The sequence below is a fragment of the Streptomyces sp. M41(2017) genome (assembly GCF_002078175.1).
Classification (GTDB): domain Bacteria; phylum Actinomycetota; class Actinomycetes; order Streptomycetales; family Streptomycetaceae; genus Streptomyces.
In genome coordinates this window covers 2,154,931-2,176,566 of the sequence record NZ_MWFK01000001.1, presented here as the reverse complement: position 1 = coordinate 2,176,566, position 21,636 = coordinate 2,154,931, and the positions used below count along the sequence as shown (strand labels likewise).

The following is a 21,636-nucleotide window of genomic DNA, read 5'->3' as shown; positions in this document are numbered from 1 at the left end:
GTCGTCTCAGGACCGTCCGGACACCGTCCGGCCGTCGCGGGCCGGCTGGGCTCAGAGCCCGGCGGCGCCGCTCGTGAGGCCTCCGTCGCCGTCGCCGCCCGGGTCCTCCGACTCCGCCGGCGGAGTCGGAGTGGGCGACGGCGGGTCTTCGGACGGCTCCTCAGTGGCGCTGTGTGTCGGCTTCGTGGGCTTGTCCGTGGGCTTGTCGGTCGGCTTGTCGGTCGGCTGATCGGTCTCCGACGGCGTGTCCGAGGGCGTGTAGTCCGGGGTGTCGCCCGTGCCCGTCGAGTTGTCGCCCGACGTGTCGTCCGTCGACTGGTCCGTAGTGTCGTCGCTGGGCGTCTGGTCGGAGTCTTTGTCCTTGGTGGAGTGCGTGCTGGTCGGCTTCTCCGACGTGCCCGTCCCTCCGCCTCCACCGCCGCCGGTGTTGTTGAGCGCCAGCGCGACACCCGCCGCGATCGCGATCACGGCGAACACCGCGAGGATCCACAGCTTTCCGCGGCCGCCACCCCTGTTGCCGCGCCCCTCGAAGCCGCCGTCGTCACCGCCGCCGTAGGGCGGGATCATCGGCGCCGGGATCTGCGCGGTCCCGGAGTCGCCGGGGTGCGGCAGCGCGGCCGTCCCCGCGAATCCGGCCGCGGGGGTGTTCAGGCCGTCGTGCACGGTGACCGGGCCGGTGTTCCAGGTGCCGGTGTGGCTGCCCTGGTCGTACAGCATCTGCAGCCCGTACTGCACGAGACCGCGCATCTCCTCGGCGGTCTGGAACCGGTCGTCCGGCTCCTTCGCGAGGGCACGCATGACGAGCCCGTCGAGCTCCGGCGGCGCCGCGTTCGACACCTGGGACGGCGGCACCGGGGTGTCCTGGACGTGCTGGTAGACCACCGAGAGCGGCGTCTCGCCGGTGAACGGGGGCCGCAGCGCGAGGAGTTCGTACAGCAGACAGCCGGTCGCGTACAGGTCGGAACGGTGGTCGACGGCCTTGCCGAGCGCCTGCTCCGGGGAGAGGTACTGCGGGGTGCCCATGACCATGCCGGTCTGGGTCATCGTCGACTGCGCGCCGTGCAGGGCGCGCGCGATACCGAAGTCCATCACCTTGACCGCGCCGGTCTCCGTGATGATCACGTTCGCGGGCTTGATGTCGCGGTGCACGATGCCGTGCTGGTGCGAGTAGGCGAGCGCCTCCAGGACACCGGACACGATGATCAGCGCCTGCTCGGGCCCGGGGGCCTCGGCGTTGATCAGCAGGTCGCGGATCGTGTGACCCTCGACGATCTCCATCACGATGTACGGGACGACGCCGTGGCCGACCACGTCCTCGCCGGAGTCGTACACGGCGACGACGGCGTGGTGGTTGAGCCCCGCGACCGACTGGGCCTCGCGCGTGAAGCGCGCCTTGGACACCGGGTCCTCGGCCAGATCGGACCGGAGCAGCTTGACCGCGACGGTCCGCCCGAGGCGCACGTCCTCGGCGGCGAACACCTCGGCCATGCCGCCCCGGCCGAGTCTGCGTGTCAGCCGATATCGGCCGTCGCCGACCAGCCCGCCGTTACCCCACAACTCGGGCGCATCTGACATACCGCCGCCAGTCGCCTCGGGGTCGGACGGGCCCTGAGCGCGCTGCTGCTGTGCCATCAGTCCTCGCCGTCGTTTCTGCCCGCGGTCTGCGCGGTGGTTGTTACGGTCTCCGTCGGGCCACGCTACAGGCTCCGCGCAAGGCGTCGGCCCGAGATGAAAGTGAGATGGACGGGCCATCCAACCCGTCCCAGGTCCGTGCGTGCAAATTCTGTGTACCGGCCGCGCGGCACCTGTAACGCTTCCGCGACGCTTCTTTCGCAGACGGTCACGGAACGGGCACCGCGCTTGACGTGTCAGTGGCCTCGGGCAGACTTGGCCCGGAATAAGCCAATCGATCACGGCCGCGGGGGACGCAGAAGATGAGCCAGGACGGCGCACAGGGCCGGTATGCGGGGCGTGCGGTCGCCGGCGGCCGCTACCAGCTGCGCGATCTGCTCGGCGAGGGCGGCATGGCCTCGGTGCACCTCGCGTACGACTCGGTGCTCGACCGGCAGGTCGCGATCAAGACGCTGCACACCGAACTCGGCCGCGAGCAGGCCTTCCGCGAGCGCTTCCGCCGCGAGGCCCAGTCGGTGGCCAAGCTCACCCACACGAACATCGTCTCGGTCTTCGACACCGGCGAGGACGACCTCGACGGCATGACGACGCCGTACATCGTCATGGAGTACATCGAGGGCAAGCCGCTCGGCTCGGTCCTCGAGGCGGACATCCAGCAGTACGGCGCGATGCCCGCCGACAAGGCCCTGAAGATCACCGCGGACGTGCTGGCGGCCCTGGAGATCAGCCACGAGATGGGCCTGGTCCACAGGGACATCAAGCCGGGCAACGTGATGATGACCAAGCGCAACGTCGTGAAGGTCATGGACTTCGGCATCGCCCGCGCCATGCAGTCCGGCGTCACCTCCATGACCCAGACCGGCATGGTCGTCGGCACCCCGCAGTACCTCTCCCCCGAGCAGGCGCTGGGCCGGGGCGTCGACGCCCGGTCCGACCTCTACTCGGTGGGCATCATGCTGTTCCAGCTGGTGACCGGACGCCTGCCGTTCGAGGCGGACTCCCCGCTGGCCATCGCGTACGCGCACGTCCAGGAGGAGCCGGTCGCCCCCTCCTCGGTGAACCGCTCGCTGCCCCCCGGGGTGGACGCGCTGGTCGCCCGCGCGCTGAAGAAGAACCCGAACGAGCGCTTCCCGAGCGCCGAGGCCATGCGCGACGAGTGCCTGCGGGTCGCCCAGTCCTTCCACGCCGCCCCGCCCAGCATCGTGCCGGGCGCCCAGACGCCGAGCGGCGCGGGCGTCGCCTCGGCCGTCTTCCCGCCCGTCGATCAGGGCACCCCGGCCCCGGGCCCCGTCCAGACCCCGTACCAGCCGGGCCCGTACGGCACACCCGCCCCCTCCTACGGCTACCCGCAGCAGGGCGGCTACCAGACGCCGGCCCAGCAGACCTCCGCCTACGCCCCGCAGCACGGCACGTCGACCCCGCCGCCGTACAACCTCACCCCGCAGCACCCGACGCCCGGCTCGGGCGGCGGGAAGAGCAACAGGGGTGTGGTGATCGGCGCGATCGTCGTCTCCCTCATCGCGATCGGCGGCCTGATCACGGCGCTCGTCCTGAACGGCGGCGGCAGCGGCGACGACACCAAGGGCGGCGATGACACCACCAGCGCGTCGCCCTCCGTGGTGAGCGGCCACAAGGGTCCGGACACGTCGAAGACCGTCGACACCGACGTGTGCACGGACGCCCAGGAGTCCTACAACGACCCGGACAAGATCCAGGTCCCGGACTTCCAGTTCAAGAACCTCACCTCGGTGAAGTCCTGCTTCCAGGCGGCCGGCTGGCAGATGAAGGTCACCCGCGTCGACGAGAACACCTACGGCGAGGACACGATCATGGATCAGTTCCCGTCGTCGGGCACGGACGTCGACCCCAAGAAGATGCCGGAGATCGAGCTCAAGGTGTCGTCGGGCGACCCCTCCTGAGGCACCCCGCACCCGCACCGACGTGAACGGGCCCGGCACTTCCGTGCCGGGCCCGTCCCGTTCGGGGTGACGTGGGCGGATCAGGTGTCCGGGAGGACCCGGTGATCCGTGGGGCTACAGGTACGGGCCGCCCGAGCGGCCCCCCGTCCGGGGATCCTCGTCGCCCTCCGCCCCGCCGACACCCGGCGGGAGCGCACGGCGCATCTGCTCCAGCTGTGCCCTCGCCGCCATCTGCTGGGCGAAGAGGGTCGTCTGGATCCCGTGGAAGAGTCCCTCGAGCCAGCCCACCAACTGGGCCTGCGCGATCCGCAGTTCCGCGTCGCTGGGCGTCGTCTCGTCGGCGAAGGGCAGGGAGAGCCGCTCCAGTTCGTCGACGAGCTCGGGGGCCAGCCCGTCCTCCAGCTCCTTCACGGAACTGGCGTGGATCTCCTTGAGCCGGGCCCTGCTCGCCTCGTCCAGAGGTGCCGCGCGCACTTCCTCCAGCAGCTGCTTGATCATGCTGCCGATACGCATCACCTTGGCGGGCTGTTCCACCATCTCCGTGACCGGGACCTCGCGGGAGTCCTCGTCTCCGGTGCCACCGAGAGCCATACCGTCCTGGCCGACAACCAGGATCTGAGGGTTCTCCGGCGACCTTTCGTTCCTCGGCATCTCCATGCCGCCATTCTCTCGCACCCGTGCACTCCATCACGGTGGCGCCCCCTCCACACGGTGATCCGCGAGGTACGGGAGCGGCCGTTCGCCGTCCGGTGCCACGCGGACGGTCCGCGGGCGCTCACGGAGCGCCACTTTCTGCCGGGATGCCGCGAACGATCCCTCATGTGAGGCTTGTCCCGTCGATCACGGCACTCGTCTTGGCGAACCGCACCGGGAGGGGGTCACCGGCGTGACTCCATGGCTCCGCATCCTGCCCACGGCCGGGCTGCTCGCTGCCGCCCTGCTCTGCGGCACCGGCCCGGCGGCGAACGCCGCCCCGCCGGCCGCCGGGATCCTCGCGTCCACCGGGTCCCTCGGACAGCCCGGACCGGGCGCCCCCGAGCCCGGACGGGCCATTCCGACGCCGGACGCCTCACGCGCCGGGAGCCTCGCGGGCGAGGGCCGGGTGCGACCGGGACGCCCCGACGAGGACTCACCCGAACCCGAGGACTCGGACTCCGGCACGGACATCGGCAGCGGCATCGACTCCGGGCTCAGCCAGGTGGGTGACGTTCCCGAGGCGCGGGACGACCCGGCTCCCGTGCAGCAGAGCGTCGTGAGCCCCGGGTCCACCACCGAGCCGGTGTGGCAGGTACTGCCGCTGGGCGGCGGCCTGATCCTCGTGGGTCTCGGGCTGGGCCTCGCCTTCGTGGGCCTGCGCGTCCGCCGCGGCTGAGGCACACCGCGAGGGACACGGTGCGCCTTCGAAGCCGCGTGGACTCAGCTCTGCGGTGCGACCAGCAGGACCTTGCCGATGTGGCCGCTCTCCTCCAGCACCCGGTGCGCCGCGCCCGCCTCGCTCATCGGCAGCTCGCGGTCCACGACCGGCCGGACGTGACCGCCGTCGATCAACGGCCACACATGCTCGCGTACGGCCGCCACGATGGCCGTCTTCTCGCTGAGCGGCCGGGCACGCAGCGAGGTGGCGCTGACGGCGGCGCGCTTGTTCAGGAGGGTGGCGATGTTCAGTTCGCCCTTGACCCCTCCCTGCATGCCGATGATGGCGAGCCGTCCGTTCACCGCGAGGGCGCGCACGTTCCGGTCGAGGTACTTGGCACCCATGTTGTCGAGGATGACGTCGGCGCCCGCCCCGTCGGTGGCCCGCTCGATCTCCTCGACGAAGTCCTGCTCGCGGTAGTTGATCAGGATGTCCGCGCCCAGCTCGGCACAGAAGTCGAGCTTCTCCTTCGTTCCCGCCGTGACGGCGACCTTCGCGCCGACGGCCTTGGCCAGCTGGATCGCCATGGTGCCGATGCCGCTGGATCCGCCGTGCACGAGCAGCGTCTCGCCGGGGAGCAGGTGGGAGACCATGAAGACGTTCGACCAGACGGTGCACGTCACCTCGGGCAGCGCCGCCGCCTGCAACAGGTTCAGGCCCTTGGGGACGGGGAGCAGCTGCCCCGCCCGAACGGCGACCTTCTGGGCGTATCCGCCGCCGGCGAGCAGCGCGCACACCTCGTCGCCGACGGCCCAGCCCGAGACCCCGGTGCCGACCTGGACGACGCGGCCCGAGCATTCGAGGCCGGGGTAGGCGGAGGCTCCGGGCGGCGGGTTGTACATGCCCTGCCGCTGCAGCAGATCGGCACGGTTGACGGCGCTGGCCACCACCTCGACCAGCACTTCGCCCTCGCCCGCCACCGGATCGGGGACCTCGTCCCACACCAGCGCCTCGGGCCCACCAGGTTCAGGAATCGTGATCGCGTACATGAGGACGACGCTACTCCTGGGTGGTGGCTCCCTAGTCCTGCGGGCGGATCCGGTTCCCCGGTGTCACCTGGGTGCCCGGCGTGACCCGCGCGATCGTGATGAGCCGGTCCGTCAACTGGAGGGTGCCGACGGCCGGATCGTCGTACCCGAGGACGCGATGTCCCCGGACGACGCTGACCACCAGGTCGGAAGTCTCCCGCACCCCCTTGCCCACCTCGGCCTTTATGACGGGTCGCTCGACCATGTCGAGCCCGCTGCCCTGATGGATCAGGTCCTCCATCACCATGCCGGCGGCGGGGCTGAGCACGGAGAGGCCGAGCAGGCGTCCGGCCGCGCTGGCACTGGTGATGACGGCGTCGGCGCCGGACTGTTTGAGCAGGGGCGCGTTCTCCTCCTCGCGCACGGCGGCGACGATCTTCGCCCCGCGGTTGAGCTGCCGGGCCGTCAGGGTCACGAGCACGGCCGTGTCGTCGCGCTGCGTGGCGATGATGATCTGTCGCGCCCGGTGCAGCTCGGCGCGCATCAGGACATCGCTGCGCGTGGCGTCACCGATCACACCCGCGTAGCCCTCGGCGGTCGCCGCGTCGACCACCCGGGGACTCGGGTCGACGACCACGACCTGCTCCTTCTTCAGCCCGGTCGCGCACACGGTCTCGACGGCCGACCGGCCCTTGGTCCCGAAGCCGACAACGACGGTGTGATCTCTCAAGGCCGCCCTCCAGCGGTTCAGGCGCCATTCCTCACGGGTGCGTTCCGTGAGGACCTCCAGCGTGGTGCCGACCAGGATGATCAGGAACAGCACCCGCAGCGGCGTGATGACCAGGATGTTGATGAGGCGGGCGCCGTCGCTGGTCGGGGTGACGTCGCCGTAGCCGGTGGTCGAGAGGGTCACCGTCGCGTAGTAGAAGGAGTCGAGCAGGTCGACGCTTCCGTCCGAGTTGTCGGTGTATCCGTCGCGGTCGAACCAGACGATCAGCGCGGTGGCGACCAGCACCAGCAAGGCCATCGCCAGCCGCTTGGCGACCTGCCGGATCGGACGCTCGACGACCTTCCGCGGCAGCTTCACCTGGTGGGTCACGAGATGCTCGTCCGCCTGGCGGGCGATCGCATCATGGCCCGGAAGTTTCACGTGAAACACACCCCGTTCGGATTCATGCCGCTCCCACCCCGGACGTCACGCCGCCCCTGCACCGCCGTCACCGCGGTACCACCGTCGTCCCGCTGCCGCTTCGGTCCCTGCCCGGCCCCATCTCAGACGAAGCACGCGTCGATCCCCGCGGACGCCCACGGCAGGTCGACGAGTTCCAGCTCCTGCCCCGCCCGCGCGCCGTCCGGCGGTACGACGGCGAGGGCGTCCGACGCGGCGATGCCCCGCAGCATCGCCGGACCGTTGTAGTGCAACGGCACGGCACGCTCGCCGCGCAACGAGACGGGGACGAGCCGGGTGTCGTACGGATGCCCCTGCACGGCCTCCCTGCAGGGCATCGTGTACGGCTCCGGGGCAGCGCGCCCGGCCAGCGTGCGCAGCAGCGGCTCGGCGAGCGTCAGAAGGCCGGACACGGCCGCGAGCGGGTTGCCGGGCAGGCCGACGAGGTGCCGGCCCTCCTCGATGCGGGCCAGCAGCATCGGATGCCCCGGCCGCACCTTGACGCCGTCCACCAGCAGTTCGGCGCCGAGCCTGCGCAGTATCGGGTGGACATGGTCGACGGGGCCGGAGGCGGTGCCCCCGGTGGTGACGATCAGGTCGGCGCGGGAGCCGGTGATCGCCTTGTGCAGGGCCGCGGCGTCGTCACCGAGACGGCGCACCGCGACGACCTCGGCGCCGAGCGCCCGCAGCCACGGCGGCAGCATCGGGCCGAGCGCGTCCCGGATGAGGCCTTCGCGAGGCAGACCCTCGGTGAGCAACTCGTCCCCGAGGACGAGTACGTCGACGCGGGGGCGGGGGATCACGGTGAGGGTGTCGTAGCCGGCCGCGGCGGCGAGGCCCAGCGCGGCAGGGGTCACCAGGGTGCCGAGCGGCAGCAGTCGGTCTCCGCTCCGGCACTCCTGACCCCGGGGGCGGATGTCCTGGCCGTGCGCCACGTCCAGGGTTCCGGCCTGCCGGGCGGGGCCGTGGCCCTGGGCGTGACGGGCGTGCAGGCGCCCCTTGTCGTCGAGCCGCCCGTGCTCGCTGCGCAGGACGGCGGTCGCGTCGCGCGGAACGCGGGCGCCGGTCGCGATGCGGACGGCCTCGCCGTCGGTGAGCCGCTCGGGTGCCGCGTTTCCGGCGAGCACACCGTCGCCCCGCACCTCCCAGGGTCCGGGGCCCGCGACGGCCCAGCCGTCCATCGCCGAGGTGTCGAAGGAGGGAAGGTCGGTGAGCGCTGTCAGCGGCGCGGCGAGGACGAGGCCGAGGGCCGCGTCGAGGGGGACGGAGATCGGGGCCCTGCGCGGTGCGGACCGGGCGGCCCGCTCGGCGACGACGCGCGCCTCGGGCCAGGGGGTGGCCTTGTGCTCGGCCCGCTGGTCCGGGCCGGGGGTGCCTTCCTGCGCTCCGGTCCCCGGGGCCGAAGGGCGATCGCCTCCGCGGGGTGCCCTCGAGGCCTCCCCGGTGCGGGGCTGCTCGGCGGCCTGGCGCGGCCCGGGGTTCCTGACCAGCGCGAGCGCCTCCTCGACGTCGAACTCGTCGGCGTCCTGGCCGTCCCGGGTGGAGCGGGCGGCGGTCATCCGGCGTCCGGCTCGGTGGCGGCCGTGGGCGAGCTGCCCTTGGCGGCGTCCGGGGCGTCCTCGGCGGCCCAGCGGAGTGCGAGCGCCGTGGCCTTCCGGGACGCCTCGGCGACCGCTTCGGGTCCGCCACCGGCCCGGGCGGCCGCGTACCCCACGAGAAACGTGGTCAGTGGTGCCGCCGGCCTCGCCACTGCGTGGGCGGCGTCACGGGCCAGGTCGAGCAGCACGCCGGTGTCGACGTCCAGGTCGATGCCCAGCTCGTCCTTGACTGCGGAAATCCATTCATCCAACACGTGCCCATGCTCCCTGATGCGTGCCCGCGCGGCGGCGATGTCGTCCCAGGTGTCGCAGTCGAAGGACGCGACGGGGTCGGAGAGGCGAAGAAGGTCGAGCGCGCCGACGAGCCGGCGCAGCGGCAGGCCGCCGAGTCCGCCGTGGGCGGCTCCCAGCAGGGCCAGTTCACGGCGCAGCGCATCGGCCCGGTAGGCGGCCACGAGGGGTTGGTCGCGTCCGTCGGGGTCGGTGAGGACGACGCCGTCCGGACGGGCGTCGGCGCCGGTGACCTGCTTTTTCCCGGCGGACGGCGAGAGTCCTTCCGCGGTTCGGGATCCCCGATCGGACGGGGTGACCGCGTCGACGGAAGCGCCGTGGGCCGCCGGGGCCGCCTGCTCGGGCGGTGTGCCGGGGCAGGGCGCGGCGACCGAGGCGCCCTCGCGCTGAGAGCCGGCCGGGCCGGCGGCGTCCGTGCTCCGGCGTTCGGCGGAGGCGGGGTCGAGGGTGGGAGGGGCTTCCTCAAGGGTTCCCGGGCTTCCCCGCACCTCTCCGGAGGAACTCGGAGGGGCCATGAGAGCCACTGAGCCGCCCTCGGGGGCTCCCGGAGCGGCGTGGGGGACCGTGGCGGCGTCCGCGCCGGCGAGAGCGTCCAGCAGGCGCCGTACCGTCTTCTCGTCCAGGAACGGCAGGTCGGCCGAGAGCACGACGACGTACGGCGCCGTGGTGTGCCGCAGGCCGGCGTCGAGCGCGGCGACGGGTCCGCCGCCCGGCGGGTCCTCGCGGGCCCACCGCACGGGGCGGGCGGTGGCCCGGGGTTCCGCCACGACCACCGTGACCGCCGCGTCGGCGCACGCGGCGAGCACCCGGTCGAGCAGGGCCCGGCCGCCCACACGCACCCCGGGTTTGTCCGCGCCGCCGAGCCGCCGAGCGGACCCGCCCGCGAGCACCACGGCGTCGTACGCGACGGCGCCGTCGGGCACATCGGGCAGGCCGGACCCGCCCGGTCGCCCGGTCGCGGGCGGTCGCCCCGGCGCATCCGGTCGCTCGTTCGCGGTCATCCCCCGAGTATGGGCGCCCGAAGGATCATTGCCACCCCCGTACACAGCATGTGGACGGGGAGGATCTGCCCACCGGTGCTAGAGCGTGCGCAGCAGCACCGCCGGCTGTTCCACACAGTCCGCCACATATCGCAGGAAGCCGCCCGCCGTACCGCCGTCGCACACCCGGTGGTCGAAGGTGAGCGAGAGCTGGACGACCTGACGCACCGCCAACTCGCCCTGGTGTACCCACGGCTTGGGGATGATGCGGCCGACGCCGAGCATGGCCGCCTCGGGGTGGTTGATGATCGGTGTGGAGCCGTCGACGCCGAACACCCCGTAGTTGTTCAGGGTGAAGGTGCCTCCGGTGAGATCGGCGGGGGTCAGCGTGCCGGTGCGGGCCGCCTCGGTCAGCCGGGCGAACTCCGCGCTGAGTGCCTCGGCGTCCCGACCGTCCGCTTCCCGCACGACCGGGACCACGAGCCCCCGTTCGGTCTGGGCCGCGAACCCCAGGTGCACCCGGTCGAGCCGGACGATCTCACGGGCCTCCAGGTCGACCGTCGAGTTGAGCTCGGGGAACCGGGCCAGCGCGGCGGTGCAGATCCGGGCCAGCAGGGCGAGCAGCGAGATCTTCGCGCCGCCCGCGGCGTTCATCGCCGTGCGGGCCCGCATCAGCTCCGTCGCGTCGGCGTCCACCCAGCAGGTCGCGTCGGGGATCTCCCGCCGGCTCCGGGAGAGCTTGTCGGCGACGGCTCCGCGCACGCCCCGCAGGGGAACACGGACTCCGCTCGGAGCGGTGCCCCGGGAGACACCGGACGCGCCCGGCACGACCTCGGTGATGTCCGCGTACGAGGATGCGCCGTTCCGTGCCGCGCCCAGCGAGGCCGCGTCCTTGTACTCGTCCGCGGTCGCCGGGACGCCGAGCGGTTCCATGACGGACGAGGAAGCCGTCCGGCCACCCGCCGCAGCGCGCAGCGCGTACTCCACGTCGGCCCGCAGGATCAGGCCGTCGGGGCCGGAGCCCTCCAGCTCCCGCAGGTCCACGCCGTTCTCCCGGGCGAGCCGGCGCACGAGGGGCGAGATGACCGGCACGGGTCCGTCCCCCCGAGCGGTTCCGTCCCGGGAGGACCGTGTGTCCGCCTCCGCGGACGTCCCGGTCGCGCCTGCCTGCTCCTGCCGTCCCGGCTCACGCGAACCGGCCACCGCGCCAGGAGCCGCCGGGACGGCCGAAGCGACGGGAGTTCCGGAACCGCTCCGGTCCGTCGCGCCCTCGCGCGCCGGTGTGCCCGCCGGAGACGGTGCGCCCGCCGGACGACGGCCTCCGGCGGCCGGTCCGCCCGGGGTCCGCTGCTCGCCGGCCGAGGGACCGCCCGAAGGCCGGACCCTGCGGCGCCGCGCCGGGGGCGCTCCCGTGCCGTAGCCCACCAGCACGTTCCCCGAGCCCTCGTCGTCCTGGGCCTTCTCGTCCTCGCCGGGGGCCGGCGTGCCCACGGCGACGGTCAGCAGCGGTGCGCCGACCGGCAGTTCCGTGCCCTCCTCGCCGAAGCGGGCGGTGACCACGCCGCCGTAGGGGCAGGGCACCTCGACCATCGCCTTGGCCGTCTCGACCTCGACGACGGGCTGGTCGACGGCGACGACGTCGCCGATCTCCACCAGCCAGCGGACGATCTCCGCCTCGGTGAGTCCCTCCCCGAGGTCGGGGAGCTTGAACTCCAGCACCTGGGCCATCAGTTCACCGCCTCCCACTGCAGACGCCCCACGGCGTCCAGGATCCGGTCGACACCGGGCAGGTGGTGCCGCTCCAGCATGGGCGGCGGGTACGGGATGTCGAATCCCGCGACGCGCAGCACCGGCGCCTCCAGGTGGTGGAAGCAGCGCTCCGTGACGCGGGCCGCGATCTCCCCGCCCGGACCGCCGAAGCCGCCCGACTCGTGCACGACGACCGCGCGTCCGGTCCGCCGGACCGACGCCGCCACCGTCTCGTCGTCGAACGGCACCAGGGAGCGCAGGTCGACGACTTCGAGGTCCCAGCCCTCGGCCCGCGCCGCCTCGGCGGCTTCGAGGCAGACGGGCACGGACGGCCCGTACGTGATGAGGGTGGCGCTCCGGCCCGGGCGCCGCACCACCGCGCGGCCTATCGGTTCGACGGCCGCTGGCTCGTCGGGGTTCCAGGAGTCCTTCGACCAGTACAGCCGCTTGGGCTCCAGGAACACGACCGGGTCGTCGGAGGCGATGGCCTCGCGCAGCAGCCCGTAGGCGTCGGAGACCGTCGCCGGGGTGACGACATGGAGACCCGGGGTCGCCATGTAGTACGCCTCGGAGGAGTCGCTGTGGTGCTCGACGCCGCCGATGCCGCCGCCGTAGGGGACGCGGATCGTGATGGGCAGCGGCATGGCACCGCGGGTGCGGTTGCGCATCTTCGCCACGTGCGAGACGAGCTGCTCGAACGCCGGGTAGGCGAACGCGTCGAACTGCATCTCCACGACCGGGCGCAGGCCGTACATGGCCATGCCGACGGCCGCGCCGAGAATGCCCGCCTCGGCGAGCGGGGTGTCCGTGCAGCGGTCCTCGCCGAACTCCGCGGCGAGCCCGTCGGTGACCCGGAAGACACCGCCGAGGGTGCCGACGTCCTCGCCCATGACGTGGACGGTCGGGTCGGCCGCCATGGAGTCGCGCAGCGCTCGTCCGAGCGCCTGCGCCATGGTGGCCGGCTTGAGGGCAACCGTGGTCATCGCCCGGCTCCTTCCGGGCCGTGCGGGCCCGCTTCGTGCGAACCGTCCGCCTCCGCCGCCAGCTCCGCGCGCAACTGCGCCTCCTGCTCCAGCAGTTGCGGGGTGGGCCGGGCGTAGACATGGGCGAACAGGTCCATGGGGTCGATCACCGGGTCCTGGTTCATGCGCTCGCGCAGGTCCGCGGCCATCACCTCGGCGTCGTCGCGCACCGCCTTGAGGGCGGCCTCGTCGAGCAGACCGCGCTCGGTCAGCTCGCGTTCGATGAGGGTGACGGGGTCGTGCCCGCGCCAGGTCTCGACCTCGGAGTCGCCGCGGTAGCGGGTGGCGTCGTCGGCGTTGGTGTGGGCGTCGATGCGGTAGGTCACGGCCTCGACGAGGGTGGGACCGCCGCCGGCGCGCGCGTGGGCGATGGCCTCGCCGAGGACCTGGTGCACGGCCAGCGCGTCGTTGCCGTCGACCAGGCGGCCCGGCATCCCGTAGCCGACGGCCTTGTGGGCCAGCGACGGGGCGGCGGTCTGCTTGGCGAGCGGCACCGAGATGGCGAAGCCGTTGTTCTGGACGAGGAAGACGACCGGGGCCTGCCACACCGCGGCGAAGTTCAGCGCCTCGTGGAAGTCGCCCTCGCTGGTGCCGCCGTCGCCCACCAGGGCGAGCGCGACCACGTCGTCGCCCTTGAGGCGGGCGGCGTGCGCGAGGCCCACGGCATGCGGCAGCTGGGTCGCGAGCGGGGTGCTGAGGGGCGCGACGCGGTGCTCTCGCGGGTCGTAGCCGGTGTGCCAGTCGCCGCGCAGCAGGGTGAGGGCCTGGACGGGGTCGAGGCCGCGGGCGACGGCGGCGAGGGTGTCGCGGTAGCTCGGGAAGAGCCAGTCGCGGTCCTCCAGGACGAGCGCGGCGGCGACCTCGCAGGCCTCCTGCCCGGTGCTGGAGGGGTACACCGCGAGACGGCCCTGCTTGGTGAGAGCGGTGGCCTGCGTGTTGTAGCGGCGGCCGCGGACCAGCTCCTTGTGCAGACGGCGCAGCAGCTCCGGGTCGGCCTGCGCGGCCGCCTCGGTGCCGAGCACGCGGTGGGGCAGCGCGTCGGGCAGCAGCGGCGCGGGGTCGGTGCGGGGCTGCCAGGCGGGCGGCGGCGTGGGCCGGTAGGCCCCTCGCTGCTCCATGACCGTCATGACGGCACCTCCTCGTGGGAGCGGCTTCAGGCGCGTCACGGGTGTGATGCGCCTCACCTACCGATTGTTCGGTCGTCGGCACATTTTGGCTACAGGCGGCGCCAGGCTGTGGACAAACGGTTCTGCACAGCCTGAGATGGACGCAGTACGTCCACGGTAGGGAGGCGGGGGGACATGGCACCTGAACAAATGGCCGAGCCGCCGGAGCCCGGCCCCGTAGATCCGCCCGCCCGGCCCCTCGACGCGATCGACCGGGACATCCTCCGCATGCTCCAGGCGGACGGCCGCGCCTCGATACGGTCCGTGGCCGAGCGGGTCCACGTCTCCCGGGCCAACGCCTACGCGCGGATCAACCGGCTCATCGAGGACGGCGTGATCCGCGGGTTCGGGGCCCGCGTCGACCATGAACGCGCTGGTCAGGGCACCTCGGCGTACATCACCCTCAAGATCGTGCAGAACTCCTGGCGCACGGTGCGCGAGCAGCTGAGGGTGCTCCCCGGGGCGTCCCACATCGCCCTGGTGGGCGGGGACTTCGATGTCCTGCTCCTGGTGCACACCCCGGACAACCGGGCCCTGCGCGAGCTGGTCCTCACCCGCCTCCAGGCCATTCCGGAGGTGCTCAGCAGCAGGACGCTGCTCGTCTTCGAGGAGGAGTACCTGGAGCCGGAGAGCTGACCCGACGGGGCCCGGATCCCACGGCGGATCCCCGGACTCACCCGTTCGGGTCCTCGCTGTCCGGACCGGGCGGCCGGCGGGCCCTCAGGCCTCCTTACGGAGCCCTCCGAAGACCAGCAGCACCACGGCGTCGGCGACCTCACGCGCACCCATGCCCCGCGCGTCCGGCCGGTACCACTCCACGAGCGAGTTGATCATTCCGAACACCAGCCGGGTCGCGAGCCTGACCTCCACGTCGCCGCGGACGTCCCCGTCGGCCGCGGCGGCCTTCAGGAGCTCGGCGACCTGGTGGTCGAACTCGCGGCGCCGCTCCAGCGCCCACCGCTCGGTGCCCGTGTTGCCGCGCACCCGCAGCAGCAGCGTCACGTAGGGCAGTTCCGAGGTGAGGACCTCGACCATGCGCCGGACGACGTACTCCAGGCGCTCCACGGCACGCCCCACGCGCGCGTCCTCCTCGTCGAGGATCCCGAAGAGGCCGTCGAGCGCCCGGCTCACGGCGCGCCGCAGCAGCTCCTCCTTGCCCGCGACGTGGTGGTAGATCGAGGACTTGGAGATGCCTGCGGCCTTGGAGAGGTGCTCCATGGAGGTGCCGTCGTAGCCGCGGTCGTTGAAGACCTGGACGGCGACGGACAGGAGCGTCTCCGGGGTGTACGTGTCGCGCTTGGCCGTGGTCATGGGGTGCCCTCGCGCTTCTCGGTGGCGTACGCGTGACGGTAGAGCGCCAGGGACGGCGCGTAGCGCCCGGAAGGATCCCGTACGTGCAGCTCGTCCAGGAGGTCGTACGACCAGTTCGTACCGAGCCTGCGGCTCCATTCGAACGGGCCCAGGGGGTAGTTGACGCCGAGGCGCATCGCGGTGTCGATGTCCTCCTCGGTGGCGACGCCCTTGGCGACGGCGTCGTGCGCGAGGTCGATGATGCGGGCCACCGTGCGGGCCACGATCATGCCGGGGCAGTCCCCGATGACGCTGACGTCCTTGCCGAGCGCCTGGAAGAGTCCGACGGCCTCGGACAGCGTCCGGGCGCCGGTGTCCTGGGACGCCGACAGGGCGATGCGGGTCGCCCTGCGGTAGTCGAGCGCCAGGTCGAAGTAGACGACGTCGCGGAACTCGACCGAGGTCTGACCGTCGGCGAGGACGAGCTGCCCGCCGCTGGGCAGCACCAGCCGGGTGCCGTGGTCCTCCTCCTCACCACGGACCGGGATGCCCGCCTCGCGGATGAGGTCGAGGAGGTCGGCGGCGGGCCCCAGGTCCCCTTCGGCGACGACGTACGCGGGCGCCTGTGCCTTCTCAGCGGTGTGGGGCTCGGCGGCCTCGGCTCCGTCGCCGTGGTCGTACCAGCCGTGGCCGGTCTTGCGGCCGAGCCGGCCCGACTCGACGAGCCGCCGCTGCGCGAGCGAGGGCGTGAAACGCACGTCCTGGAAGAACGACTGCCACACGGAGTGCGTGACGGATTCGTTGACGTCCTGGCCGATCAGGTCGGTGAGTTCGAAGGCGCCCATCCGGAAGCCGCCGGACTCGCGCAGCACCGCGTCGATGGTGGCGGGGTCGGCGGCCTGCGCCTCGTGGACCGCGAAGGCCTCGGCGTAGAAGGGCCGCGCGATGCGGTTGACGATGAAGCCGGGCGTGTCCGCGCAGGCGACCGGGGTCTTGCCCCAGGCGCGGGCCAGCTCGTACGCGCGCGTGGCCGACGTGACGTCGGTCGCGTACCCGGAGACGACCTCCACGAGGGGCAGCAGCGGCGCCGGGTTGAAGAAGTGCAGTCCGACCAGACGGCCCGGGTTGCGCAGCGCGCCGCCGATGGCCGTGACGGACAGCGACGAGGTGTTGGTCGCGAGCAGGCAGTCCTCCCCGACGATGTCCTCGAGGTCGCTGAACAGCTGCTGCTTGGCGTCGAGTTGTTCGAGCACCGCCTCGACGACGAGCATGCAGTCCGCGAGGTCGGTGAGGACGGCGGCCGGGTGGAGCCGGGCGCGGGCGGCGTCCCGTTCGGCGCCGGAGAGCCGGTCCTTGGCGACGAGCCGGTCGAGCCGGGCGCCGATCGCCTCGGCCGCCGCCTCGGCCCGCCCGGGAGCCGCGTCGTAGAGCCGTACGGGGTGGCCCGCCACCAGCGCGACCTGGGCGATGCCCTGGCCCATGGTGCCGGTTCCGACGACTGCCACGGGGCTGCTGAGGTCGAGTGCTGTCATGTGCGCGATCCTCCCGCACGGCGTTTTCCACAGATGCGGCGGACCCCCTTGTCCCGACCGATCGTTCGGTTACTCTAACCCTGACTGTCCCTTCCTGCCCAGCTCGCGAGCTCGACGAAGAGCTCCTGAGACGAGGAGTTGGTCCCTGATGGCCGCCGAACTCACCGCGCACCAGCTGATCGCCCAGCACCGGCCCACCCTGGACCAGGCGCTGGAAGCGATCCGCACGCGCGCGTACTGGTCCCCGCACCCCGAGCACCCCAAGGCGTACGGCGAGCACGGCAGCCTGGGCATGGCCGAGGGCAAGGCCGCCTTCGACGCCCTGCTGGGCACCCGCCTCGACCTGGGCCAGCCCGGCACGGACGACTGGGTCGGCGGCGAGATCTCGCCGTACGGCATCGAGCTGGGCGTGACCTACCCGCACGCCGACGTCGACACGCTGCTGCCCGCCATGCGCGCCGGGCAGCGCGCCTGGCGGGACGCGGGCGCGGAGATCCGTGCCGCGGTCTGCCTGGAGATCCTCAAGCGGATCAGCGACCGCACCCACGAGTTCGCGCACGCGGTCATGCACACCAGCGGCCAGGCCTTCATGATGGCGTTCCAGGCGGGCGGACCGCACGCGCAGGACCGCGGCCTGGAGGCGGTGGCGTACGCGTACGTGGAGCAGGTCCGCACCCCCGACACCGCGGAGTGGACCAAGCCCCAGGGCAAGCGCGACCCCCTCGCGCTGACCAAGGACTTCACGCCCGTCCCGCGCGGCATCGCGCTGGTGATCGGCTGCAACACCTTCCCGACGTGGAACGGCTATCCGGGCCTGTTCGCCTCCCTGGCCACGGGCAACGCGGTCCTCGTGAAGCCCCACCCGCGCGCGGTGCTGCCGCTCGCGCTCACCGTCCAGGTCGCGCGCGAGGTGCTCGCCGAGGCGGGCTTCGACCCGAACCTGGTGGCGCTGGCCGCCGAGCGACCCGGCGAGGGCATCGCGAAGACGCTGGCCACCCGCCCCGAGATCCGGATCATCGACTACACCGGCTCCACCGCGTTCGGCGACTGGCTGGAGACCAACGCCCGCCAGGCGCAGGTCTACACGGAGAAGGCCGGCGTGAACACGGTGATCGTGGAGTCGACCGGCGACTACAAGGGGATGCTGTCCAATCTCGCGTTCTCCCTGTCGCTGTACAGCGGCCAGATGTGCACCACCCCGCAGAACCTGCTGATCCCGCGCGACGGCATCCGCACGGACGAGGGCCCCAAGTCGTACGACGAGGTGGTCACCGACCTCGCGAAGTCGGTCGGCGGCCTGCTCGGCGACGACGCCCGGGCGAACGCGCTGCTGGGCGCCATCGTGAACCCGGACGTGAAGGCCCGCCTGGAGGCGGCCGCCGGACTGGGCGAAGTCGCCCTGCCCTCCAGGGAGATCGAGAACCCGGAGTTCCCGGACGCCGTCGTACGCACCCCCGTGATCGTGAAGCTCGACGGCGCGCGCAAGTACTGGGAGGGCGAGAGCGCCGACGAGGCCGCCTTCATGAGCGAGTGCTTCGGCCCGGTCTCCTTCGCCGTCGCGGTCGACTCCGCGGCGGACGCCGTGGAGCTGTTGCGGCGCACGATCAGGGACAAGGGCGCGATGACCGTCGGCGCGTACACGACCGACGAGGAGGTCGAGCGCGAGGTGCGGGAGGCCTGTCTGGAGGAGTGCGCCCAGCTCTCGCTGAACCTGACGGGCGGGGTGTACGTGAACCAGACGGCCGCGTTCTCGGACTTCCACGGATCGGGCGGGAACGGCGCGGCGAACGCGGCCCTGTGCGACGGCGCGTTCGTCGCGAACCGCTTCCGGGTCGTCGAGGTGCGCCGGGAGGCGTGAGCCGGCCGGAGGCCCGGCGTCCCTAAGCGGGTGCGCCCCCGGTCGCGCTCCAGTGGAACAGCGTCATGGCCACACTGGTCGCGAGGTTGTAGCTGGAGACCTGGGGGCGCATCGGCAGCGCCACCAAGTGGTCAGCCCGCGCGCGCAGTCCGGCCGACAGCCCGCTGCGCTCCGAGCCGAAGGCGAGCACCGCGTCGTCGGGGATCTTCGATCCGCGGATGTCCTCGCCCTCCGGGTCGAGCGCGAAGACCGGGCCCTGCGGCAGTTCGTCCATCGTCAGGCGTTCCACGGCGGTCGCGAAGTGCAGTCCGGCCCCGCCGCGCACGACGGTGGGGTGCCAGGGGTCCAGCGTGCCCGTGGTGACCACACCGGTCGCGCCGAATCCCGCCGCCAGCCGGATCACCGCGCCGGCGTTGCCCAGGTTGCGCGGGTCGTCGAGGACGACGACGGGTGCGGTGCGGGGGGTGCGGGCCAGCGTCTCCAGATGGGCGCCCCGTGAGGGACGTACGGCGAGAGCGGCCACCGAAGTGGGGTGGGGACGCGTCACGAGGCGGGTGAACGCCGCCTCCGGGACCTCGGCCAGCAGGCTGTCGAGGGCCCCGCGGACGTCGGGGGCGAGTTCCGCGGCCAGCTCCAGCGTCGCCCTCCGGTCGGTGGTGACGGCGACCGGGATGTCGGCCCCGAAGCGCACCGCGTGCTTGAGGGCGTGGAAGCCGTCGAGCAGGACGGACTCGTCGGCGATCCGGCGCCAGACACGTACGGGGTCGTTCATGCGCTGAAGCCTACGTGCGTCGGCTCGGCCCCCTCCGGAACGCCCGGCTCGGCCGCCCGGGGACCCGGCACCGTACGGCCTCCGACAGCGGACAGGCGTCCACGCGTGCGTGCCGTCCATCCACCGAGGCGGCGCAGGAAGGACGTCGGCAGGAACACCGCGTCCGCGGCGATCATCGCGAGCGAGAAGAACGGCAGGCCGAGGACCACGGCGATCACCGCGTGCTCGGTCATCATCGCCACCAGCAGGACGTTCTTGACCCGCCGGTTGAACAGGGTGAACGGGAAGGCGACCTGCATGATCACCGTGCCGTAGGTGACCAGCATGACGAGGGTGCCGTGCGCGGACAGCACGCCGGACAGGGCCGACCAGGGCGAGAAGTAGTCGAGGTGCAGCGGGTAGTAGACGGCGGTGCCGTCCTGCCAGCGCGAACCCTGGACCTTGTACCAGCCGGCGGTCGCGTAGATCAGGCACGCCTCGGCCATGATGATCGACAAAGCGGCGTTGTGCGCGAGGTTGGCGACGACGTCCAGCAGGACGCGCGGCTCCGCGCTCCGCGCGAACCGGCCGACCGCCCACCACAGGCCCTGGGCCGCCCACAGCCCCCAGAACACCGTGAGCCAGCCGCCGAGCAGACCGCCTTCGATCCGCCCGGCGCCCGTCGCCGTCGCCAGGAGGACACCGAGCACCGTCCACAGCGCGGGCCCCACCCGGTCGGGCGCTGACCACTCTCCCCGCCCGCGTGCCTGTTGGGCGAGGCGCTCGCGGCGGGCGTCCAGGGACCACACCCGGCCACAGCGGGTGAACACCAGATAGATCGCCATCAGGTGGAGGACGTTGTCGCCGCCGTCCCCCATGAAGACGCTGCGGTTCTGCAGGGACAGCACGCCGATCATGAAGAGGACGGACATCGTCCGGGTCCGCCAGCCCGCCAGCAGCAGGACGCCGGACAGGACGGCAAGGGCGTAGACGATCTCGAACCACACCTGGCTGTCGGACCAGAGCAGGGCCGTGAAGGCGTGGTTGCTCGCGACGAGCCGCTGCGCGAGATCCCAGCTCCAGGGTCCGTCGGGCCCGTACATCTCCTGCCGGTTGGGGAACTCGCGCACCAGGAACAGCAGCCAGGTGGCGGCGAAGCCGATGCGGATCGTCGCGGTCTGGTAGGGCCCGAGGGCCGACTCGGTGACGCGGGCGATGCCGCGCGAGAGCGTCGGAGCGAATCGGTTCATCGGGCGCTCGCCTCCGTCAGGCCATCCGCGCGGTCGGCCGCGGGGACCGGCCACCAGGGCAGTTCGCGGACGACAGGCCGGTCGGACACCTTCTCGTCGCTCCACCGGGGCGGCCGCACGTCCGTGGTGCGGGAGCGGAACTGGACGCGTTCGACGACCGCCCCGGCGCCGCCCGCGTGCTCGCGGTCGAGACGCAGCACGGCGATGCGGCGCAGGTAGCGCTCGGAGAGGTCGCCGCGCAGACCGGCGGGACGGTTCTCGGCGTCGTGCGTACCGACGTAGAAGTCCCAGGCACGGCGCAGTTCGTTCTGCTGGGTGTGGCTCGGCAGCGGGTTCCCGTCGATGGCGCGTCCGTCGAGCGCCGACAGGTCGTACCAGCCGGTCTCGCGGCTGGTGCCGTCCGGGGACCGGACCAGGGCGCGGACCTGGACCCCGATGTTCTGCTGGAGCGGGTTGGGTGCGAAGAGCTTCCAGTTCTGCTCGAACTCGGGGTAGATCCACTCGTCGATCACGCGGCCGTGCTGCTTGGTCACCGTGTTCGACGGCGCGACGTGCAGGAACACCATGCCGAGGTGCACACAGGAGGCGACGGCGACCACGGCGAGGGCGAAGGCGGCGGCGATCTGATAGCGGAGGGAGAGGGCGGCCAGGCCCGCGGGCCTCTGCCCGTCGTCCTGGTCGGGGTCCGGGGAGGCGTCCGGGTCCGGGTCCGGGAGGGCGTCGTGGGTCCGCGGACGACCCCGGGGAGAGGGCTCATCCTGCCCGCCGTCGTCCGCCGTCGACAGATCGGGGAAGGACATGCGGCCGTCGCGGCCGGGCGCTCCCCGGTCGGGCACGGCACCATCGAGCGCGCCGCCGCCCGGAGAGGGACGACGGCGACCGGGGATCGCGGGGCCGGTCGCCCCTCCGTCGGACGGCTCGTCGTCGGGCACGGACGAGTAGACGTCGGCGGGGTCGGCGCCTGCGTGGTCGGTCCCGTTGCCGGCGTGATCGGGGCGGGCGGGGTCGTCTGCGCGATCGGGGCCCGCGTCGCCGGAGCCGGCGTGCT

18 protein-coding genes are annotated in these 21,636 nt (G+C 72.6%); 4 read left to right on the top strand and 14 right to left on the bottom strand.

What is annotated here, in order from left to right; genetic code table 11:
• Window positions 1-51 precede the first annotated feature (51 nt).
• Window positions 52-1,632: a protein kinase gene (locus tag B0675_RS09550; RefSeq protein ID WP_081218393.1), complete on the bottom strand. Its 1,581-nt coding sequence runs from the start codon at window positions 1,630-1,632 to the stop codon at window positions 52-54.
• 302 nt (window positions 1,633-1,934) lie between these two features.
• On the opposite strand from B0675_RS09550, the gene B0675_RS09545 reads away from it, so the two are divergent.
• Window positions 1,935-3,551 (top strand): protein kinase, encoded by a 1,617-nt coding sequence (locus B0675_RS09545; protein WP_081218392.1) that lies wholly within the window; start codon window positions 1,935-1,937, stop codon window positions 3,549-3,551.
• Between the two features lie 114 nt (window positions 3,552-3,665).
• Here B0675_RS09545 and B0675_RS09540 read toward each other — a convergent pair whose 3' ends face one another.
• Window positions 3,666-4,208, bottom strand: a complete 543-nt coding sequence (locus B0675_RS09540; RefSeq protein ID WP_081218391.1) for a bacterial proteasome activator family protein — start codon at window positions 4,206-4,208, stop codon at window positions 3,666-3,668.
• Window positions 4,209-4,437: 229 nt separating this feature from the next.
• Here B0675_RS09540 and B0675_RS09535 point away from each other — a divergent pair, with 229 nt between their 5' ends.
• The gene (locus B0675_RS09535) at window positions 4,438-4,923 is read left to right on the top strand and encodes a hypothetical protein (RefSeq protein WP_081218390.1); all 486 of its coding nucleotides are present in this window, start codon (window positions 4,438-4,440) and stop codon (window positions 4,921-4,923) included.
• A gap of 44 nt (window positions 4,924-4,967) precedes the next feature.
• Here B0675_RS09535 and B0675_RS09530 read toward each other — a convergent pair whose 3' ends face one another.
• The 7 genes from B0675_RS09530 to pdhA form a co-directional block, all read right to left on the bottom strand.
• A complete protein-coding gene (locus tag B0675_RS09530) occupies window positions 4,968-5,954 on the bottom strand; it encodes an NAD(P)H-quinone oxidoreductase (RefSeq protein ID WP_081218389.1) in 987 nt (328 codons plus the stop codon).
• Window positions 5,955-5,985: 31 nt separating this feature from the next.
• Entirely contained in the window at window positions 5,986-7,083 is a 1,098-nt protein-coding gene (locus tag B0675_RS09525; protein ID WP_081218388.1) for a potassium channel family protein, read from the bottom strand.
• A gap of 122 nt (window positions 7,084-7,205) precedes the next feature.
• The gene (locus tag B0675_RS09520) at window positions 7,206-8,660 is read right to left on the bottom strand and encodes a molybdopterin molybdotransferase MoeA (protein WP_081218387.1); all 1,455 of its coding nucleotides are present in this window, start codon (window positions 8,658-8,660) and stop codon (window positions 7,206-7,208) included.
• The gene (locus B0675_RS09515; protein WP_347109713.1) at window positions 8,657-9,922 is read right to left on the bottom strand and encodes an NTP transferase domain-containing protein; all 1,266 of its coding nucleotides are present in this window, start codon (window positions 9,920-9,922) and stop codon (window positions 8,657-8,659) included. The genes B0675_RS09520 and B0675_RS09515 overlap by 4 nt, the downstream gene beginning before the upstream one ends.
• A 147-nt stretch (window positions 9,923-10,069) precedes the next feature.
• Complete coding sequence (locus tag B0675_RS09510) at window positions 10,070-11,698, bottom strand: dihydrolipoamide acetyltransferase family protein (protein ID WP_081218385.1); 1,629 nt, start codon at window positions 11,696-11,698, stop codon at window positions 10,070-10,072.
• Entirely contained in the window at window positions 11,698-12,702 is a 1,005-nt protein-coding gene (locus B0675_RS09505; protein WP_081218384.1) for an alpha-ketoacid dehydrogenase subunit beta, read from the bottom strand. Before B0675_RS09505 ends, B0675_RS09510 begins: the two co-directional genes overlap by 1 nt.
• Window positions 12,699-13,868, bottom strand: coding sequence for a pyruvate dehydrogenase (acetyl-transferring) E1 component subunit alpha (gene pdhA, locus B0675_RS09500; RefSeq protein ID WP_081218383.1), 1,170 nt, complete (start codon window positions 13,866-13,868; stop codon window positions 12,699-12,701). Before pdhA ends, B0675_RS09505 begins: the two co-directional genes overlap by 4 nt.
• 189 nt (window positions 13,869-14,057) lie before the next feature.
• Between pdhA and B0675_RS09495 the strand changes: the two genes are divergently transcribed.
• Window positions 14,058-14,543 carry an Lrp/AsnC family transcriptional regulator gene (locus tag B0675_RS09495; protein WP_081218382.1) on the top strand — a complete coding sequence of 162 codons (486 nt, stop codon included), beginning with the start codon at window positions 14,058-14,060 and terminating at the stop codon, window positions 14,541-14,543.
• A gap of 84 nt (window positions 14,544-14,627) precedes the next feature.
• Here the strand turns inward: B0675_RS09495 and B0675_RS09490 are convergent, their stop codons facing one another.
• On the bottom strand, window positions 14,628-15,218 hold the full coding sequence (locus tag B0675_RS09490; protein WP_081218381.1) for a TetR/AcrR family transcriptional regulator: 591 nt from the start codon (window positions 15,216-15,218) through the stop codon (window positions 14,628-14,630).
• Window positions 15,215-16,729 carry a 3-hydroxyacyl-CoA dehydrogenase gene (locus tag B0675_RS09485; protein WP_081218380.1) on the bottom strand — a complete coding sequence of 505 codons (1,515 nt, stop codon included), beginning with the start codon at window positions 16,727-16,729 and terminating at the stop codon, window positions 15,215-15,217. The genes B0675_RS09490 and B0675_RS09485 overlap by 4 nt, the downstream gene beginning before the upstream one ends.
• Window positions 16,730-16,877: 148 nt before the next feature.
• Here B0675_RS09485 and paaN point away from each other — a divergent pair, with 148 nt between their 5' ends.
• Window positions 16,878-18,587, top strand: coding sequence for a phenylacetic acid degradation protein PaaN (paaN, locus tag B0675_RS09480; RefSeq protein ID WP_081218379.1), 1,710 nt, complete (start codon window positions 16,878-16,880; stop codon window positions 18,585-18,587).
• Window positions 18,588-18,609: 22 nt separating this feature from the next.
• Here the strand turns inward: paaN and B0675_RS09475 are convergent, their stop codons facing one another.
• The 3 genes from B0675_RS09475 to B0675_RS09465 are packed head-to-tail and all read right to left on the bottom strand — an operon-like array spanning window position 18,610 to window position 21,388.
• The gene (locus tag B0675_RS09475) at window positions 18,610-19,359 is read right to left on the bottom strand and encodes a TrmH family RNA methyltransferase (RefSeq protein ID WP_081218378.1); all 750 of its coding nucleotides are present in this window, start codon (window positions 19,357-19,359) and stop codon (window positions 18,610-18,612) included.
• Window positions 19,356-20,588 (bottom strand): HTTM domain-containing protein, encoded by a 1,233-nt coding sequence (locus tag B0675_RS09470; RefSeq protein ID WP_081218377.1) that lies wholly within the window; start codon window positions 20,586-20,588, stop codon window positions 19,356-19,358. Before B0675_RS09470 ends, B0675_RS09475 begins: the two co-directional genes overlap by 4 nt.
• On the bottom strand, window positions 20,585-21,388 hold the full coding sequence (locus B0675_RS09465) for a DUF5819 family protein (protein WP_179165392.1): 804 nt from the start codon (window positions 21,386-21,388) through the stop codon (window positions 20,585-20,587). The genes B0675_RS09470 and B0675_RS09465 overlap by 4 nt, the downstream gene beginning before the upstream one ends.
• Between the last annotated feature and the right edge of the window lie 248 nt (window positions 21,389-21,636).

Coding starts and splice junctions, on each gene's coding strand:
- B0675_RS09550 (WP_081218393.1), bottom strand. CDS start 1,632: ATGGCACAGCAGCAGCGCGCTCAGGGCCCGTCCGACCCCGAGGCGACT.
- B0675_RS09545 (WP_081218392.1), top strand. CDS start 1,935: ATGAGCCAGGACGGCGCACAGGGCCGGTATGCGGGGCGTGCGGTCGCC.
- B0675_RS09540 (WP_081218391.1), bottom strand. CDS start 4,208: ATGGAGATGCCGAGGAACGAAAGGTCGCCGGAGAACCCTCAGATCCTG.
- B0675_RS09530 (WP_081218389.1), bottom strand. CDS start 5,954: ATGTACGCGATCACGATTCCTGAACCTGGTGGGCCCGAGGCGCTGGTG.
- B0675_RS09520 (WP_081218387.1), bottom strand. CDS start 8,660: ATGACCGCCGCCCGCTCCACCCGGGACGGCCAGGACGCCGACGAGTTC.
- B0675_RS09510 (WP_081218385.1), bottom strand. CDS start 11,698: ATGGCCCAGGTGCTGGAGTTCAAGCTCCCCGACCTCGGGGAGGGACTC.
- B0675_RS09505 (WP_081218384.1), bottom strand. CDS start 12,702: ATGACCACGGTTGCCCTCAAGCCGGCCACCATGGCGCAGGCGCTCGGA.
- pdhA (WP_081218383.1), bottom strand. CDS start 13,868: ATGACGGTCATGGAGCAGCGAGGGGCCTACCGGCCCACGCCGCCGCCC.
- B0675_RS09495 (WP_081218382.1), top strand. CDS start 14,058: ATGGCCGAGCCGCCGGAGCCCGGCCCCGTAGATCCGCCCGCCCGGCCC.
- B0675_RS09490 (WP_081218381.1), bottom strand. CDS start 15,218: ATGACCACGGCCAAGCGCGACACGTACACCCCGGAGACGCTCCTGTCC.
- B0675_RS09485 (WP_081218380.1), bottom strand. CDS start 16,729: ATGACAGCACTCGACCTCAGCAGCCCCGTGGCAGTCGTCGGAACCGGC.
- paaN (WP_081218379.1), top strand. CDS start 16,878: ATGGCCGCCGAACTCACCGCGCACCAGCTGATCGCCCAGCACCGGCCC.
- B0675_RS09475 (WP_081218378.1), bottom strand. CDS start 19,359: ATGAACGACCCCGTACGTGTCTGGCGCCGGATCGCCGACGAGTCCGTC.
- B0675_RS09470 (WP_081218377.1), bottom strand. CDS start 20,588: ATGAACCGATTCGCTCCGACGCTCTCGCGCGGCATCGCCCGCGTCACC.
- B0675_RS09465 (WP_179165392.1), bottom strand. CDS start 21,388: ATGTCCTTCCCCGATCTGTCGACGGCGGACGACGGCGGGCAGGATGAG.